The sequence below is a fragment of the Sulfuriferula sp. genome (assembly GCF_054605375.1).
Window position 1 is genome coordinate 66,306 of the sequence record NZ_JBTSEG010000003.1, and the last position, 17,442, is coordinate 83,747.

General features: G+C 56.8%; 15 protein-coding genes and 1 other RNA gene. 8 read left to right on the top strand and 8 right to left on the bottom strand.

The features are described 5' to 3' along the window. Window positions 1-9 precede the first annotated feature (9 nt). Together ACYCZJ_RS03045 and ACYCZJ_RS03050 are read right to left on the bottom strand one after the other, a co-directional pair. Window positions 10-1,305 (bottom strand): HipA domain-containing protein, encoded by a 1,296-nt coding sequence (locus ACYCZJ_RS03045; protein ID WP_461552751.1) that lies wholly within the window; start codon window positions 1,303-1,305, stop codon window positions 10-12. Next, the gene (locus tag ACYCZJ_RS03050) at window positions 1,295-1,555 is read right to left on the bottom strand and encodes a helix-turn-helix transcriptional regulator (RefSeq protein WP_461552752.1); all 261 of its coding nucleotides are present in this window, start codon (window positions 1,553-1,555) and stop codon (window positions 1,295-1,297) included. Before ACYCZJ_RS03050 ends, ACYCZJ_RS03045 begins: the two co-directional genes overlap by 11 nt. Window positions 1,556-1,800: 245 nt before the next feature. On the opposite strand from ACYCZJ_RS03050, the gene ACYCZJ_RS03055 reads away from it, so the two are divergent. Beyond that, window positions 1,801-1,953 (top strand): hypothetical protein, encoded by a 153-nt coding sequence (locus ACYCZJ_RS03055; protein ID WP_461552753.1) that lies wholly within the window; start codon window positions 1,801-1,803, stop codon window positions 1,951-1,953. Here ACYCZJ_RS03055 and ACYCZJ_RS03060 read toward each other — a convergent pair. The 6 genes from ACYCZJ_RS03060 to ACYCZJ_RS03085 all read right to left on the bottom strand — a co-directional run bounded on the left by ACYCZJ_RS03060 (window position 1,950) and on the right by ACYCZJ_RS03085 (window position 8,272). Beyond that, window positions 1,950-4,115 (bottom strand): YecA family protein, encoded by a 2,166-nt coding sequence (locus ACYCZJ_RS03060; protein ID WP_461552754.1) that lies wholly within the window; start codon window positions 4,113-4,115, stop codon window positions 1,950-1,952. The genes ACYCZJ_RS03055 and ACYCZJ_RS03060 overlap by 4 nt on opposite strands. A 75-nt stretch (window positions 4,116-4,190) precedes the next feature. Beyond that, window positions 4,191-4,790 (bottom strand): type IV toxin-antitoxin system AbiEi family antitoxin domain-containing protein, encoded by a 600-nt coding sequence (locus ACYCZJ_RS03065; protein WP_461552755.1) that lies wholly within the window; start codon window positions 4,788-4,790, stop codon window positions 4,191-4,193. A gap of 350 nt (window positions 4,791-5,140) precedes the next feature. Further along, window positions 5,141-5,505: a transfer-messenger RNA gene (ssrA, locus tag ACYCZJ_RS03070) on the bottom strand. Window positions 5,506-5,587: 82 nt separating this feature from the next. After that, the gene (gph, locus tag ACYCZJ_RS03075) at window positions 5,588-6,241 is read right to left on the bottom strand and encodes a phosphoglycolate phosphatase (RefSeq protein ID WP_461552756.1); all 654 of its coding nucleotides are present in this window, start codon (window positions 6,239-6,241) and stop codon (window positions 5,588-5,590) included. Then, window positions 6,234-6,932, bottom strand: a complete 699-nt coding sequence (gene ubiG, locus ACYCZJ_RS03080; RefSeq protein WP_461552757.1) for a bifunctional 2-polyprenyl-6-hydroxyphenol methylase/3-demethylubiquinol 3-O-methyltransferase UbiG — start codon at window positions 6,930-6,932, stop codon at window positions 6,234-6,236. Before ubiG ends, gph begins: the two co-directional genes overlap by 8 nt. Window positions 6,933-6,943: 11 nt before the next feature. Further along, complete coding sequence (locus ACYCZJ_RS03085) at window positions 6,944-8,272, bottom strand: TRZ/ATZ family hydrolase (RefSeq protein WP_461552758.1); 1,329 nt, start codon at window positions 8,270-8,272, stop codon at window positions 6,944-6,946. A gap of 140 nt (window positions 8,273-8,412) precedes the next feature. Between ACYCZJ_RS03085 and gyrA the strand changes: the two genes are divergently transcribed. The 7 genes from gyrA to ACYCZJ_RS03120 all read left to right on the top strand — a co-directional run bounded on the left by gyrA (window position 8,413) and on the right by ACYCZJ_RS03120 (window position 17,432). Then, complete coding sequence (gyrA, locus tag ACYCZJ_RS03090; RefSeq protein WP_461552759.1) at window positions 8,413-10,983, top strand: DNA gyrase subunit A; 2,571 nt, start codon at window positions 8,413-8,415, stop codon at window positions 10,981-10,983. A 40-nt stretch (window positions 10,984-11,023) separates the two neighbouring features. After that, window positions 11,024-12,106 (top strand): 3-phosphoserine/phosphohydroxythreonine transaminase, encoded by a 1,083-nt coding sequence (gene serC / locus ACYCZJ_RS03095; RefSeq protein ID WP_461552760.1) that lies wholly within the window; start codon window positions 11,024-11,026, stop codon window positions 12,104-12,106. After that, complete coding sequence (locus ACYCZJ_RS03100; RefSeq protein ID WP_461552761.1) at window positions 12,099-13,277, top strand: phosphoglycerate dehydrogenase; 1,179 nt, start codon at window positions 12,099-12,101, stop codon at window positions 13,275-13,277. The genes serC and ACYCZJ_RS03100 overlap by 8 nt, the downstream gene beginning before the upstream one ends. A gap of 2 nt (window positions 13,278-13,279) precedes the next feature. Beyond that, window positions 13,280-14,344 carry a prephenate dehydratase gene (gene pheA, locus ACYCZJ_RS03105; RefSeq protein ID WP_461552762.1) on the top strand — a complete coding sequence of 355 codons (1,065 nt, stop codon included), beginning with the start codon at window positions 13,280-13,282 and terminating at the stop codon, window positions 14,342-14,344. 9 nt (window positions 14,345-14,353) lie between these two features. Next, window positions 14,354-15,460 carry a histidinol-phosphate transaminase gene (gene hisC, locus ACYCZJ_RS03110; protein WP_461552763.1) on the top strand — a complete coding sequence of 369 codons (1,107 nt, stop codon included), beginning with the start codon at window positions 14,354-14,356 and terminating at the stop codon, window positions 15,458-15,460. Then, entirely contained in the window at window positions 15,457-16,473 is a 1,017-nt protein-coding gene (gene aroF / locus ACYCZJ_RS03115) for a 3-deoxy-7-phosphoheptulonate synthase (protein ID WP_461552764.1), read from the top strand. Before hisC ends, aroF begins: the two co-directional genes overlap by 4 nt. 89 nt (window positions 16,474-16,562) lie before the next feature. Beyond that, window positions 16,563-17,432 (top strand): prephenate dehydrogenase, encoded by an 870-nt coding sequence (locus tag ACYCZJ_RS03120; RefSeq protein WP_461552765.1) that lies wholly within the window; start codon window positions 16,563-16,565, stop codon window positions 17,430-17,432. Window positions 17,433-17,442 lie beyond the last annotated feature (10 nt).

A 17,442-nucleotide genomic window follows, 5' to 3' on the forward strand; every position in this document is an offset into this window, starting at 1 on the left:
TCCGGTGGCTCAGGCAGATGGTTCGGCGACCGCTTCATTTCCGGCGGCGGGGTCGGTGAGCCGCCGAATCGTCAGAGAACAGCGTTGTTCAATCAAGGCATTGATTCGCTCAACCACGGCATTGCCAGCAAAGCTTTGCCCATGGTCAGATTGGAGCTTGCGCGCCGTGGCTGGCAGTGACTTTGCCAACTCCAGAATTCGCCTCTTGGCCTGCGCCTTGGTAAGCCCAACGCTTTCTGAAAACTGACCCCAGTGCTGTGCCTGGACTTCGCTGAACTTGTACTTGCTGCCGATTTTCATCGCCATCTTCGGCGTCAGTGTTGGATACACTGCTGTCGACAGCGTGTCGTAGAACGGTGCCAGAACGGGTGTCTTGCCGGAGTAAAGCAGTGAGAAATTCTTGGCGTGTGCATCATGATTGCCGATCAGCGCATTGAAGATCACGTAGTCGAGCAGACGCAGGATATGCGGCGCACTGGGGCGCGTCGCACGGCGCACCAGATCAAAGCATTGGGCCAGATCGGGGCCACCTTCGTTTTGGTATTTCATTTCAGGCACCACGCCAAGCGCCTGGCAGAAATCCTCTTGATGAAGGCGTTGCCGGTGCCCTTGGGCATTGATAAGTCGGTCGTAGCGCTCAACCAGCAGGAATGGGCGATCCAGGACGACGTGAACTTTTGACTTTGCCGGCTTGAGCTGCATGGCCTCAGCCAGTGCCATGCAAAATCCTTCGTTGATCACACTGTCTTCAACAGCGTGAATGGCGGGCTTCAAGATGTGGGAACTGGGCGTGCCATTGAGGGGCAGCCCAATGCGGGCACCATCGAACACCACCGGGAGTTTGTCCTGGGCGCCCGCCAAGGAAAGCCGCAAGCCGTCTTTGCCCGCCAGCATGGGGCGACGCGGCAATTCATCCAGGACGGCAATGACTTCCTCGTCGCTCAGCCATTGAACGTCATCGTTGTGTGTGGATAAAGGCAAAGCCTGCCCCGGCTCAAGGAACGTCACGGCCCCGGCGCATTCGCCACCGATGTGGTCCAGCAGTGCAAAGTCGTTCTGGCCCGAAACCTGGAACTGCTGCGCGATCAGGCGGCGCATCTGCCCCTCTGGCAGCAGACCGGCAAAGAAGGGGCGAGTTTTGCGATCGTCGAACGGCTCTGCTTGCAGGGGCAGCGAGGCGGACAAGGCAATGGCGTCTGGACGCGATAGCCAGCCGGGTGCGTAGCAAAAGTTCAGTCGTCCGTCGACCAGCGCCAGGGTGCCGACATGATCGGTAAAAAGCCAGACTACCAGCTCATGCGCCATGGTTGCCACCTTCACGTTGATCGTCTGCCGCAATGGATGGCAATCCGCTCAACTGGATCTCTCCACCCAGGGCATCAATGACCCGCAGCACGTTTTCCAGTCGCAAGGTGGGCTTGCCCGCTTCAAGGTCGACGATGAAGCGCACACCAACCCCTGCCGCGAGGGCCAACTGGGGCTGTGTCAGCCCGAGCTGCTTGCGAGCGGCACGAAGTGCATCGCCGAGTTGTTGAGGTGATCGTATGGATGTCATGGAATTGTTGAGGTTATCGTATGGATGTCGTGGTTTCGTAGTTTCCCGTTCGGGAAATTATCAACCACAACCGGACTATGCGCAAGCTGTATTTCCCGATCGGTAACATTTTTCCATGTAAGGGCGCGATTACTCAAATATTTCCTGATCGGGAAATATTCAGCAGGGTGCGTGGATTACCTGGTCAACCCGCAACCGGTACAAACGTGTCTATTTGATCATTATTCAACCGGCGCCAACACCGCATGGTCAACCTGACTACGCTGGCACCCGACATCGTGGCCGCCATTCTCGACGATGCACTGCCGAACCACATCACTCTGTTTGATCTGGCGGTGGAGCCGCCTGCGCTGTGGGATGAGCAGCGGGCGAGACTTCTACGCGTTGAGCGCAGTTAATTTAGGCAGCATCTCTTGTATTTACGCCCGCTGCCGCATGGACAGGGATCGTTACGGCCAATCTTGCTCGCTCGACTTCGCCCAATCATCAGTTTCTGAAGAGCTTGGTCGATCGGAGCTGGCTCCTTCATATCTTTGGTTTTCTCATCCATCTGCTCATCTTGATTCCACGGGAAGACCAGAGAAACTCCGAATCGTACGTCTGGTCCCGTTGAGGACATGCAGAGACCAAACCACTGCGAGGCCCTCTCCCTATATTTGCGGAGCGTGCAATAGGACTCCAATCGAGGGCCTGCCACGTTTGATGGCTCATCAGTGCAGTGGAAGGTAATGCCTGAGCCTTCCTTAAACCCGAACGTGAGGTCATGAGCCTTGCCATCAGCACGAGTCCGAGCAGCCAATTTGTCTACGGCACGACTCATTTCCGTCACAGCCTGCTCGCTCATAGCTAGGAGTAGGAAGCCGAGATCAATAGTTGCAGGCTCTGGTCGAGCTTCTATTTCCTTCACTACTCGCCCAACTGTCGTCTTTCCAAATCGAGTCAGGACGCCATCGGGTGTTGCTGCCCCTTGCACGCCAGCTCGCCTTACCGCCATTGCAATATCTAGCTCTGCCGAAAAGTCATCGCACAGATGCATCAGGTTAACGTCAGGCTGCACCCATAGATTCTTCGTCAAGTGATAACCAAGAATTGTTAGTTCCTGCGACGCCATGAGTTGCTCAGCGTAGTTGGCTCGTCGGTTCACATAGCTGAGAAACTGCAGGGGGGACTGAAGCATTTCGGTCATGGCATCCACAGCAAACACATCCATAATCAACGGCGCTTGTACCCGATCAATGGATTCTGTTTTCAGGAATTGCTTCGCCTGAAAGCTCAAGGCTGGGTAGTGATCACTGACGACACAAAAGATGTAAATCTCCCTGATGTCATCCGGCAGTGCGACCTCGTGCCCATCAGCTGCGACGAACCTGCAGTCCCTTTCGATCAAACTTTTAGCGCAAGCGGCACCTTGGTCATAGGCAACCTGTACCGCCTTCTTGAAATCGCTGCGGATAACCTGATCATTTCCTTTTCTCGACTCAAGCGTGAGGCGCTTTGATTTTGCCTGCACGATGATGGCCCGATTGCCCCAAACGACAAGCACGTCTACGTCGGATACCTTTGCTGCCTTGGTCTTGGAGATATCCACATTCAAATGCACACGATCCTTCCCAAAAACCAAACCGAGTCGCTCGGCTACAAAATCTTCAGTGAAGTCGCCTCTGTTCTTCGAGAGTGTTGGGCGATATGCCTCGTCTTGATACATCCAATGATGGGGCGCTTCGTATATCGCTTCGGCCAATGAGTAGGTCTGCAGTGACAAGAACTCTCCGCTCGGCGTCCGCAGTAGGGGCATAGCCGTGATCACGTTGAAGTCGTGCAGCGCGTTGAATCCTGCGTTGCGCTCTGTTGATGGCAATTCAAATGCCCCAAGTACTCGCTCCACGATATCGGTGGCAAGATTCGCCTTTGCTGCAATCTCATCGGCAGTGAAGGCGAAAAGAGGGAGCATTGTCCATTCGTCAGGATGCTGATTTCGCATGCGATCACGAATAGAGCCAAAGCGGTCGGAATGGACACCTACGACAGCTTTCGCGACACGTGTAGCGTGATCGATGGTGAAGCCACGGTTTGCTTGCAGCCATTGCGAATCGGCTGCATATTTACGAGTTGCTAGGTCAAGGTATTGAAAGATGTAGGCAGCCTCACCGCTATAGAAAATCGGCTCTCGCAACACCTCGCCCCGCTCGAACGGGTTGAAGCCACTTTCCACTGCTTCCTTGGTTAGACCTGACCAAAATTCCCCGGACAGACAATGGTGTAGCTCCTCAAGGAGTTTCTCCGTTGCGTCCATATATTCCTGCAGTGCCCTCGGCGCAGGCAATGTCCAGTCGATATCGGCCTTAAGCATCAAGCCGAGCAAAGTATTGATCTCCGTTCGGATGAGCCGTGAGGGAGAGAACATTTTCCTCATGTCGGCTTCCTTCATGTCACCTGCGTGGAGGATCACGTTGTCACGGAAGCAGATGTGGGCTACTGCATGCACGTAGCCAGGCTGGCAGCAAATCGCAGCCAGATCTGCAAAGACCACTTGCTCTGGTCGCGTAGGTTTTTTAGTCATTCTTCATCCTTCTTGGACTGCACATTTCCTGCTGGACCTCGCGGGCGTGCGCCGAGAGCAAGGTGTTGCGCTGGTTCATGACAGGCTTTCCATGTAGGGGCGCATCACATTGGCCACGCGGCAAAGCGTGGCATAGCGCCAGAGTTCGTCCATGCTCACACGCTTGGCTCGCCAAGCCTCCTGCAACGCTTCCATCGCCACATCGAGGCCGATTTTGTTGCGAAACTTGAAGCAATCGGCCACGGTGCGAGCAACGTTGGTCACGCGCACGGACACGCCATCGATCTGGTGCTCTTCGACGCCATCGGTCAGCGCAGCACCCGAGAAGCGCACAATGCGCAGGGGCGGGTAATCCATCTTCGGTGCACGAGCCTTGTTGGGAATAGCGAGCCAGACCTCGAATGGCGACTGCGTGGTGAGGTCGTGCACCCGCAGTGCTGACAGCAGGCAGACGATGGCTTGCGGGTGTTTGCGTGCCACCTGGGCCAGCGTGCCATGCTCGGATACGCTGCGATCAGGACGCGCATACAGACCGCGGCCCACACGGGTGAGCAGGCCCTGCCGAACCAGCCGTGTGAGGGCGACACTGGGCAGCCCCAGCGCATCAAGATCGCGCGGGCGTATTAGGCCGCGCTGGGCGGCGAGATCCAGAATGGTCTGATGCGAAGTTTCCATGCCGCCATGATGTTGCATTACGTCGGTAGTTGTCAATATCTACCGACAAAACACAACAGAAACAGTTTCCTTTGCTACCCGATGCTACATTCCAACCGCTTGATTCGTCCGCGCGTAACCCATTGATCTGTAATTGGTGGCAATCGCGGACTTTGCGGACTCCGGGCCTATTTAGGAGAGCGATGCCGGAGCGAGGAATGGCCAGGAGAGAGTGGAATGTGGCCCGGAACGGCCAGTAAGGGCGGCTGGCGAAGTCCGCAGGCGTTCGCAGGAAACACGCACGAGTACGCGGGAACCGGCGCGATCAGGCAAGAAAAAACCCCAACCGAGAACGGTTGGGGTTTTGTTATTGGTGGAGGCGGGGGGGATCGAACCCCCGTCCGCAAGCACTCTACAGACAGTTCTACATACTTAGTCCGGTAATTTGGTTTTAACCTGCTTCACGCCCACCGAACAGGCTGGAAGCCAGCGAGTTGCCTTGGTTTTAACCTTGTCCAAAGCAACCCTGAACAAGGCGATCATACTGAGATTACCCTACTGCCAGTTGCCTGGCCCAACTCGTATGCTAGCTGGTGTAGGGTCTGGCGCAATTAAGCGGCCAGAGCGTAAGTTTCGTCGTTTGCAGTTATAAACGATCGGATTGTATTTACGAGGTAGTCCGTCCTCGGTATGCCCTGTTCTGCTTTGCAACCCACGTCGAAGCCAGGTCGCCCCCGGGTTTACTGCTTTGCTGCTGTTGCTGCAAATGGTGCCAGCGCTGCAAAATTCAAGCACCAATGGGTTGAATTGTACACCAATCAGTAGCCCAGATATTCGAGCAGTGCGGTGGGCGATTGGATGAAGCCGTCTGCACCCCATTCCAGCGGGTCGTCTTGCGGGCCGATGTAGCCGTATTCGGCGACCAGTGCAGGCATGCCGGAGGCATGGGCGGCTTCGATATCGCGTTCGGCGTCGCCGATGTATACGCATGTCGCAGGCAGGACGCCGATTTCGCGGCAGGCGGCCAGCAGCGGTTCGGGATGGGGCTTGGAATACGCGCAAGTATCGCCGCTGATGACGCTGGCAGCGCGGTCATCCAGCCCCATTTGAGCAAGCAACGGATCGGTGAAACGCGTGGGCTTGTTGGTGACGATACCCCAAGGCAGGCCGCGCATTTCCAGTTCGTCGAGGAGTTCCATCATGCCGGGGAACAGGGCGCTGAACTGATTGAGATTTTGTTCGTAGAGTTCCAGATATTCGGCGCGCAGGTCCTGAAATGCCGGATGATCGGGGCTGATGGCAAAGCCGATTTGCAGCAAGCCAACGGTGCCGTGCGAGGCGTAAGGGCGGATCAGTTCCAGCGGCATTTCCGGCAGGCCATGCATCTGACGCTGCTGGTTGAGCGCATAGCCGAGATCAGGTGCGGTATCGACCAGCGTACCGTCGAGGTCGAACAGGACAGCATTAACCATGGCGGCGGCAGGCGATGGTGTAGTTGACTTTGGTATCGTGTTCCAGCTTGTAGACCTTGGTTAGCGGATTGTAGGTCATGCCGATGAGGTCGTTTACTGCCAGCCCGGCGCTGCGCGCAAAGCGCGACAGCTCGGATGGCTTGATGAAGCGGGCGTAATCGTGGGTGCCGCGCGGCAGTAAATTGAGGACGTATTCCGCCCCGATGATGGCGAACAAATAGCTTCTCGGGTTGCGATTCAGGGTGGAAAAGAACACCCAGCCGCCGGGCTTGACCAGCTCGGCACAGGCGCGCACCACGGATTCCGGATTGGGAACGTGTTCGAGCATTTCCATGCAGGTCACCACATCAAAACTGGCGGGTTGTGCGGCGGCCAGCGTTTCCACCGGGATGCATCGATAGTCGACGCTGGCTCCGGATTCAAGTAGATGCAGTTTGGCGACTTTAAGCGATTTTTCCGCCAGATCGATGCCGGTGACGGCGGCGCCACGCCCGGTCATACTTTCGGACAGAATGCCGCCGCCGCAGCCTACATCCAGAACGGCCTTGCCATCCAGGCCGGCCAGACGGTCAATGTAGTCCAGACGCAGCGGATTGATTTCGTGCAGGGGTTTGAATTCGCTGTTGGGGTCCCACCATTTGTGGGCAAGTGCGCTGAATTTGTCGAGTTCCAGTTGGTCGGCGTTGCTCATATTGTTCTCTTTCAGTGCGTGATCCGTGATTGCCAGACGCTGGCGGCGAGCTTAAGTTCCCGTTCGTCCAGGCTGGTGAGCTGGCGGTTGTCGAGGCGCAACTCGCCATTTACCCAGACATGGCTGACTTGCTCGCGTCCGGCAGCGTATACCAGCGTGGAGACGGGATCGAAACACGGTTGGTTTTCAATGCCGGATAGATCCACTGCCACGATATCAGCCAATTTACCGGGCGTGAGGGAGCCGATACGGTCGTCCAGGCCCAGGGCACATGCGCCGTTCAGTGTGGCCATCTGCAACGCAGTATGGGCGGGTATCGCGGCCGCGTCACCACTTACGGCTTTAGCGAGCAGGGCAGTGAGCCGCATCTCGTCGAACATATCGAGTTTGTTGTTGCTGGCCGCCCCGTCAGTGCCGATGCCGATATTGACGCCATGCCCGGCCAGCGCCGCGATCGGTGCAAACCCGCTGGCCAGTTTGAGATTGGAGGCCGGACAATGCGCTACGTGACAGCCGTGTGCGGCCAGCAGGCTTTGTTCATCCGGAGTCAGGTGTACGCCATGCACGGCGATCAGGCCGGGGCCAAGCAGACCGAGGTTATGCAGCCGTGCCAGCGGACGCAGATTATGCTGGGTCAGGCTCTGGCGGATTTCGTCCTCGGTTTCGTGCAGATGGATATGCACCGGCAAATCCAGCTGGCTGGCGAAGGTGGCGATCTTTTCGAAGGTTTTATCGCCCACGGTATAGGGTGCGTGCGGAGCGAGGGTAAACGACAGCAATAATTCATCGCGCAGGCGGTCGCGCAGTGCGAAACCTTTGTTGAGGTAGTCGTCGGAATCGCCCGCATAAGCGGTCGGGAAATCAATCACGATCAGCCCGATAGCGGCGCGCATTCCCGCGTCCAGCGCCGCCTCCGCCACCGCTTCCGGGAAAAAGTACATATCGTTAAAGCAAGTGGTGCCGCCGCGCAGCATTTCGGCGCAGGCGATGCGCGCGCCGTCGCGCACGAAATCGGGGGACATATGGCGATTTTCTGCAGGCCAGATGTGACCTTTCAGCCATTCCATCAGCGGCAGGTCGTCGGAGTAGCCGCGCAACAGCGTCATCGCCGCATGCGTGTGCAGGTTGATCAGGCCCGGGATCAACGCATGGTCGGTGAGCCGGTAGTAGCGCTGTGCCACAAAACGGCGGCGTGCTTCTTCCGTGGGCAGAATGGCGACAATGCGGCCACCATCCACCGCCACGCTGTGATCGGTGAGCACAGTGCCGGACGGTTCAACCGGGATGACCCAGCGGGCTTCGATAAGTGTTTCGACAGGATGAGCGGGAGTTTCGGGCATGATTCTGTAATTGGGCAGGTTCGCCGCACTATAAAGGCAGGTCTGCCGCCTGACAAGGATGGCGAGCGCCAATTTTGCCGGGTGCGCTGCGCATGCTAGAATCGCGGGGTTTCCTTTCTCCTATAAAAACAGACCGATCAATGGAATCTTTCGCTAAAGAAACGCTTCCCGTCAGCCTCGAAGAGGAAATGCGCCGCTCCTACCTTGATTACGCAATGAGCGTGATTGTGGGGCGTGCACTGCCCGATGTGCGTGACGGATTGAAGCCTGTGCACCGCCGCGTGCTGTTTGCCATGCACGAGTTGTCCAACGATTGGAACAAGGCCTACAAGAAGTCGGCGCGTATCGTCGGCGATGTGATCGGTAAATACCATCCGCACGGCGATACCGCCGTGTACGACACCATCGTGCGCATGGCGCAGGACTTTTCCTTGCGCTATCCGCTGATCGACGGCCAGGGCAACTTCGGCTCGGTGGACGGCGATAATGCGGCGGCCATGCGTTATACCGAAATCCGCATGTCCAGGATCGCCCATGAGCTGCTCGCAGATCTCGACAAGGAAACGGTCAATTTCGGCCCGAACTATGACGGTTCCGAACACGAGCCGCTGATTCTGCCGGCCAAGATTCCCAATCTGCTGATCAACGGCTCGTCCGGTATCGCGGTAGGCATGGCGACCAACATTCCGCCGCACAATCTGACCGATGTGTGCGATGCCTGCCTCACTTTGCTGGAGAATCCGGAAACCGATATCGAAGCGCTGATCGATATCATCAAGGCGCCGGATTTCCCCACCGCCGGCATCATTTACGGGCTGGTTGGCGTGCGCGAAGGCTACCGCACCGGGCGTGGCCGCGTGGTGATCCGCGCGCGCACCCATTTCGAAGACCTGGACAAGGGCGCCAATCGCCATTCCATTATCATCGACGAGCTGCCCTATCAGGTGAACAAGGCCAACCTGCTGATCAAGATCGGCGAGCTGGTGCGCGAAAAGAAAATGGAGGGCATCTCGGATCTGCGCGACGAGTCGGACAAATCCGGCATGCGTGTGGTGATCGAGCTGAAGCGCGGCGAAGTGCCCGAGGTGGTGCTGAACAATCTGTACAAGCACACGCAGATGCAGGACAGCTTCGGCATGAACATGGTGGCGCTGGTGGACAACCAGCCGCGCCTGTTGAACCTGAAGCAGATGCTGGTGGCTTTCCTGCGCCACCGCCGCGAGGTGGTTACACGGCGTACTGTTTTCGAGCTGAAAAAAGCGCGTGAACGCGGCCATATCCTGGAAGGTCTGGCGGTAGCGCTGTCCAATGTGGATGAAATCATCGCCTTGATCAAGGCTGCGCCAACGCCGGCCGTGGCCAAGGAAGGCCTGATGGCCAAAACATGGCGTTCGCAACTGGTCGAGGAAATGCTGTCCCGTGCAGTGGATGACGTCAACGCCTTTCGCCCCGAGGGGCTGGCGATCGAATTCGGTTTCTCCAAAGACGGCTACCGGCTGTCCGACGCGCAAGCGCAAGCCATTCTGGAATTGCGCCTGCAACGCCTGACCGGACTGGAGCAGGACAAGATACTCACCGAATACAAAGAGGTGGTTACCAAAATCGCCGACCTGCTTGACATTCTCGCCAGGCCCGAGCGCATTACCGCCATCATCGTCGAGGAAATCGGCCTGGTGAAGCAGCAATTCGGCGACAAGCGTCGCTCCGAGATCGTTGTCTACGCGCAGGATTTGAGTGTGGAAGACCTGATTACGCCGCAGGACATGGTGGTGACGCTGTCGCACGGTGGTTACATGAAGTCGCAACCGCTGGCCGATTACAGTGCACAAAAGCGCGGCGGCCGTGGCAAGCAGGCTGCGCCAACCAAGGAAGACGATTTCATCGAGCGTCTGTTCATCGCCAACAGCCACGATTACATCCTGTGCTTCTCCGATTTCGGCAAGGTATATTGGGTCAAGGTTTACGAAGTGCCGCAGGGCAGCCGCATCTCGCGCGGCAAACCTATCGTCAATCTGTTGTCGCTGTCGGAAGGCGAGAACATCAATGCCATCCTGCCGGTACGGGAATTCACGGATAACCGTTTTGTATTCATGGCCACTGCCCATGGCGTAGTCAAGAAGACCGCGTTGTCCGATTTCTCCAATCCGCGTCGCGCCGGCATCATCGCGGTAGGGCTGGACGAGGGTGATTATCTGGTTGGGGTTGCCCTCACTGAAGGTAATCACGACGTCATGCTGTTTTCGGATGGTGGCAAAGCGGTGCGTTTCGACGAGAACGACGTGCGCGTGATGGGGCGCGGCGCACGTGGCGTACGCGGAATGAAACTTGCGCCAGGGCAGAAGGTCATTTCCTTGCTGGTAGCAGAAAACGAGCAGCAGTCGGTACTGACCGCTACTGAAAACGGTTATGGCAAACGCACCAATATTGCGGAATACACCCGTCATGGCCGTGGTACGCAAGGCATGATCGCGATCCAGACCACGCCACGCAACGGCCGTATGGTTGCTGCCACGCTGGTCGAACCGGACGACGAGATCATGCTGATTACCAATGGCGGCGTGCTGATCCGTACCCGGGTCAATGAAATGCGCGAAATGGGGCGCGCGACTCAGGGCGTTACACTGATCAATCTCGACGACAAGCAAAAGTTGATTGGTGTGCAGCGCGTACTGGAACGCGAAGATGAAAGTGAAGACGATGAAGAAGTGTAATTAATATTGTAAATTAACAATAAATCTTAAGGTATTGATAATGAGTAATATTTATAACTTCAGTGCCGGCCCTGCGGTATTGCCTAAAGCCGTACTCGAACAAGCCCGCGACGAATTGGTGGATTGGCACGGCAGCGGCATGTCGGTGATGGAAATGAGCCATCGCGGCAAGGAATTCATGGGCATTGCTGCCCGGATGGAAGCCGACTTGCGCGAGTTGATGGGCATTCCGGCCAACTACAAGGTACTGTTCCTGCAGGGTGGTGCGTCTTCGCAGTTTGCCATGGTACCGATGAACCTGTTGCGCGGTAAAACCGGCATGGATTACCTTAATACCGGCGAATGGTCGAAAAAAGCCATCAAGGAAGCCAAACGTTACGGGACGGTGAACGTAGTGGCGAGCAGCGAAGACAGGAACTTCAACTATGCGCCTGCCCAGGATGCGTGGAAGCTCGACCCGAATGCGGCCTTTGTACATTACACGCCGAATGAAACCATCGGCGGCGTGGAAATTTTCTGGACGCCGAAAACCGGCAATGTGCCGCTGGTGGCGGATATGTCGTCCACCATATTGTCGCGCCCCATCGACGTGAGCCAATTTGGCCTGATTTACGCCGGTGCGCAGAAAAACATCGGACCGGCCGGATTGACCATCGTCATTGTGCGCGACGACCTGATCGGCCAGACCGTGGCGGGGACGCCCACCATGTTCGACTACAAGACCCATGCCGACAACGACTCCATGTACAACACGCCGCCGACTTACGCGATGTATATCGCCGGGCTGGTATTCCAGTTGCTGAAACGTGAAGGCGGGCTGGCCGAGATGGAAAAACACAATATTGCCAAAGCCGATTTGCTCTACGGTTATCTCGATGCGACCGATTTTTACACCAGCCCGGTGGCGCGCGACAATCGTTCACGCATGAATATTCCGTTCACGCTGAAAGACGCTGCACTGGACGAAGCCTTTCTCAAGGGCGCCAAGGAGCATGGTCTGCTGCAGTTAAAGGGCCATCGCTCGGTGGGCGGCATGCGCGCTTCCATCTACAACGCCATGCCGATCGAGGGTGTAACTGTGTTGGTCAATTACATGAAGGCTTTCGAACAGAAAAATGGCTAAGACTTTTCAAGTCCAAATCCTGAACGCCATTTCCAGGCAGGGACTGGCGCGCCTGCCCGCAAGCTATACCGTGGGCAGCGATGTGATGCAAGCCGATGCGATTCTGGTGCGCTCTGCCAACATGCACGAGATGGATATCCCGGCCTCGGTGCTGGCGATTGGTCGTGCGGGTGCCGGCACCAATAACATCCCGGTGAAAAAACTGTCCGAACGCGGTGTCCCCGTATTCAATGCCCCAGGCGCCAATGCCAATGCGGTCAAGGAGTTGGTCATCGCGGGCATGCTGATGGGTGCGCGCAACCTGATGCCGGCAATCCGGTTTGTGGAAACACTCAGCGGCAGCGACGAAGAAATGCACAAGGCGACCGAGGCAGGCAAGAAAAACTTTGCCGGCACCGAGTTGCCAGGCCGCACCCTCGGGGTAATCGGGCTGGGAGCGATTGGCTCGCTGGTGGCCGATGCCGCCATCAAGCTCGGCATGAAAGTCATCGGTTTTGATCCGGCCATTACGGTTGAGGCCGCCTGGCGCCTGCCTGCCCAGGTCAAAAAAGCCAATAGCGTGGAAGAAGTGGTGAAGGCCGCCGATTTTATTACGCTGCATGTTCCGCTGCTGGATGCCACGCGTAACCTGATCAATGCCGAGCGCATCGCCCTGATGCAGCCGGGTACGGTACTGCTCAACTTCGCCCGCGAAGGTATTGTGGACAATGGCGCCGCGCTGGCCGGCCTGAAATCCGGCCAACTGCGTGCTTACCTCAATGACTTTCCTGCCAATGCATTGCAAAACCAGCCTGGCGTGGTGTGCCTGCCGCACCTGGGCGCCTCGACCGGCGAGGCCGAGGAGAACTGCGCGGTGATGGTGGCCGAGCAGCTGACCGATTATCTGGAAAACGGCAACATCCTTAATGCCGTTAACTTTCCCAATGTGGAGATGCCGCGTGAATCGGCCTATCGCGTGGCGATTGCCAATACCAATGTGCCTAACATGCTGGGCCAGATTTCCACCGCGATGGCGAATGCCGGACTCAATATTCATACCATGGTCAACAAATCCAGAGGTGAAATGGCCTACACCCTGGTGGACGTGGACAGCATCGTTCCCGATTCGGTAGTAAAGGAATTGTGTGCCATCACGGGCGTGCTGGCTGTGCGCTATTTACCCGCTGTTTAGTCATGGCTGAAGATTTGCAAAAAATTCGCACCGAAATTGATGCGCTGGATGTCGAAATCCTCAAGCTTGTCAACCAGCGTGCCGCTCATGCGCAAACTATCGGCCGTCTGAAAAACGGGACGGTATACAGGCCTGAACGCGAAGCTCAGGTGCTGCGCCGTATCAAGGAAATCAACCCCGGCCCCTTGTCAGACGAAACGGCAGCACGCCTGTTCCGCGAAATCATGTCGGCCTGTCTGGCGCTGGAAAAGCCCCTGTCAATTGCATTTCTGGGTCCCTTGGGCACATTCAGTCAGGCTGCCGCCCAGAAACAATTTGGCCATGCCGCTGCCGCTGCACCGTGTCTCTCGATCGATGATGTATTTCGTGATGTTGCTTCAGGCAATGCGGATTACGGCGTCGTGCCGGTGGAAAATTCGACTGAAGGCGCCATCAGCCGCACGCTGGATTTACTGCAGGACACCTCGTTGAAAATCTGTGGCGAGGTAGCGTTACGCATCCATCAGCATCTTTTGCGTAAACAGCCGGGGCTGGATGGCGTTTCGGCGCTGTACTCGCATAGCCAGTCTTTGGCGCAGTGTCATGAGTGGCTGAACAAGCATCTGCCCAATGTGCAGTGTATCCCCGTCGCGAGTAATGCCCAGGCGGCACGCATGGCAGCAGAGGATTCGGCAGTACTGGCCATTGCTGGGGATGCGGCAGCCGAGTTGTACGGGTTGCAGAAGCTGGCTGAAAATATTGAGGATGAACCCGATAACACCACGCGTTTTCTTGTCATTGGCCAACACGATGCGACACCTTCCGGACAAGACAAGACTTCCTTGCTGATGTCAGCACACAATCGACCCGGTGCGGTTGTGGAATTATTGCAACCGCTGGCGCGTCATGGCGTATCAATGACTAAATTTGAATCGCGTCCAGCCCGTTCCGGTTTGTGGGAATATGTGTTTTTTATTGACCTGGAAGGTCACCGCGATGAACCGCGGGTCGCTGCCGCATTGGCTGAATTACAGGATAAAGCCGCGTTTTTGAAAGTTCTTGGAGCCTACCCGGTAGGCGTTTTGTAGGCCGTAATAATGAATCTGTGTGATCTGTCCCCGCCATACGTGCGCGCCATTGCGCCGTATCAGCCCGGCAAGCCCATTGCTGAAGTTGCACGTGAACTCGGTCTGGCCGAGCGCGATATCGTGAAACTGGCATCCAATGAAAACCCGCTTGGTCCCAGCCCCAGGGCGCTGACAGCCATTGAAAATGCGCTTACCGGCATCGCGTTGTACCCGGATGGCAGCGGTTTTGAATTGAAAGCCGCTCTGACGCGCAAATTGGCTATCCCGGCGGAACAGATCGTGCTGGGCAATGGCTCCAACGATATACTCGAACAGGTAGCACGCGCATTCCTGGCACCCGGAGCCTCGGCGATATTTTCCAGGCATGCTTTCGCAATCTATGCACTGGCTACCCAGGCTGTCGGCGCCGAGGGCATAGAAACTGCGGCGCATGATTTCGGTCATGATCTGGATGCCATGCTGGATGCGATTCGTGCCGATACGCGAGTGATGTTCATTGCCAATCCCAACAACCCTACCGGCACCTGGCTGTCCAATGAGGCATTGCGGGCTTTCCTGCAGCGCGTGCCGGAGCGTGTCATTGTTGTGCTGGACGAGGCCTACGGAGAATATCTGCCGCCGCAGCAGCAGTCCGATGCCTTGGCCTGGCTGCAGCGCTTTCCGAATCTGGTGGTGAGCCGCACTTTCTCCAAGGCTTACGGCCTGGCCGGTTTGCGCGTAGGCTATGCACTTACCAGTCCTATGGTGGCGGATATGATGAACCGTGTCCGCCAGCCGTTCAATGTCAATAGCCTGGCGCTGGTTGCGGCGACTGCGGCGCTCGACGATACTGATTTCATCGCGCGTAGCTATGCATTAAATCAGCTCGGCATGCGCCAGATTATCCAGGGATTGCTGCTGTTGGGCCTGGAGTACATTCCATCGTTTGGTAATTTTCTGGCTATTCGCATCGGCAATGCAGCTGATATGTACCGGCGCTTGCTGGAAAAAGGCGTGATCGTACGGCCCATCGGCAATTACGCGATGCCTGAATACCTGCGCGTCAGCATTGGTCTGGCCGCTGAAAACACTCAATTTTTGCAGGCGCTGGAAAGCGCTCTTAAGGAGCAAGCATGATCGTTGTAATGAGCCCCGAGGCTACCGAAACCCAGATTGAAGGCGTAGTAAAAAAAATCAGGGAGTATGGCTGTGATACCAATATCTCGCGCGGCGTGGAACGCACGATCATCGGTGCCATCGGTGACGAGCGCAGCATCGATAAGGAACTGATTGACGCACTGCCGGGCGTGGAGCAGTCCATGCATATCGTCAAACCCTACAAGATTGTGGCGCGCGAGTGGCACAAGGAGAATAGCGTCATCGATATCAAGGGCATCAAACTCGGTGGCAATACGATTCAGGTGATAGGCGGTCCATGCTCGGTGGAAACGCAACAGCAGATGGACGACGCTGCCAAATTCGTCAAGGCAGCCGGGTGTCACCTGATGCGTGGTGGCGCATTCAAACCACGCACCAGCCCCTATGCCTTTCAGGGCAAGGGTGTGGAAGGCCTGGAAATGTTCCGCAAGGCGGCCGATGCGCAAGGCCTTCCCATCGTTACCGAACTGATGGATATCCGCATGCTCGACACCTTTCTGGAATGGGATGTCGACGTGATTCAGATCGGTACCCGCAGTATGCAAAATTTCGACCTATTGAAAGAAGTGGGGCGTACCCGCAAGCCGGTCATCCTCAAGCGCGGTATGTCGGCGACGGTTTCAGAATGGCTGATGGCGGCGGAATACATTGCTGCGGGCGGCAACCATAACATCATTTTCTGTGAGCGCGGTGTGCGTAGTTTCGAGACCTACTATCGCAACATGCTGGATGTGACGGCTATCCCGGTATTGAAAAAAGAAACGCATTTTCCGGTGATTGTCGATCCTTCGCATGCGGGCGGCAAGGCGTGGATGGTGCCGGCATTGTCGCGTGCGGCCATCGCCGCCGGTGCCGACGGCTTGCTGGTGGAAATGCACCCCAAACCCTGCGAAGCCTGGTGCGATGCCGATCAGGCATTGAACCCGGATGAACTGAAAAACCTGATGGGCGAGATCAAGGGGATTGCTCAGGTGTTGGGCCGGGATATTTAAATGTGGAGTTGTGGGGCACAGAGAGCACGGTGCTTCGTTTGCGAATCTCTAGCCCCGTAGCTAACATGTTTTCCAGCACAGTCTAGACAATGACCACACGCATCCACAAACTCGCCATATTCGGCGTCGGTCTGATCGGCGGTTCGGTTGCGCTGGCGTTGAAACAGGCAGCGTCGGTGGGCGAAGTGGTTGGCGTAGGGCGGAGCCGCGCTAATCTTGATACAGCACTCAAGCTGGGTATCATCGACCGCATCGCCACGACGACAGCCGAAGCCATGCAAGGTACGGATGTTGTGCTGCTCGCGGTGCCGGTTGGTCAAATGGCTGCCTTGATGCGGGAAATCGCGCCGCATATGGGGGCTGCAACGATTATTACCGATGCCGGTAGTACCAAGCAAAACGTGGCTGAATTGATGCAGGTGCATCTTGCTGCGCATTTGAAAAATTGTGTGCCGGGTCATCCCATTGCCGGGGCGGAAACCTGTGGTGCCCCGGCTGCACGCGCGGATTTATACCAAGGCAAAAATGTCATCCTCACGCCATTACCGCAATCGGATAAGACCGCAGTAGCAAAAGTGCGCGCGCTCTGGCAAGCGTGCGGCGCCAAACTGAGCGAAATGTCATTCGCGGAGCACGATGCCATCTTTGCCACAGTCAGCCATTTGCCGCATCTGCTGGCTTATACGCTGGTGGACATGATTGCCCGCCGCGGGAATGCCGACATGTTATTCGACTTCGCTGCCAGTGGTTTTCGCGACTTTACCCGTATTGCGGCCAGCAGCCCGGAAATGTGGCGCGACATCGCGTTGGCGAACCGGCCGGCATTGTTAACGGAAATTGAGCAGTACCAGGCCAGTCTGGAGCATCTGCGCGAGATGCTGGCGACAGAAGATGCCGCCGCGCTGGAGGCAATGTTCAAGCGCGCGCAAACAGCGCGTGTGCGCTGGCCCGGGAAATAATTACGCCGTA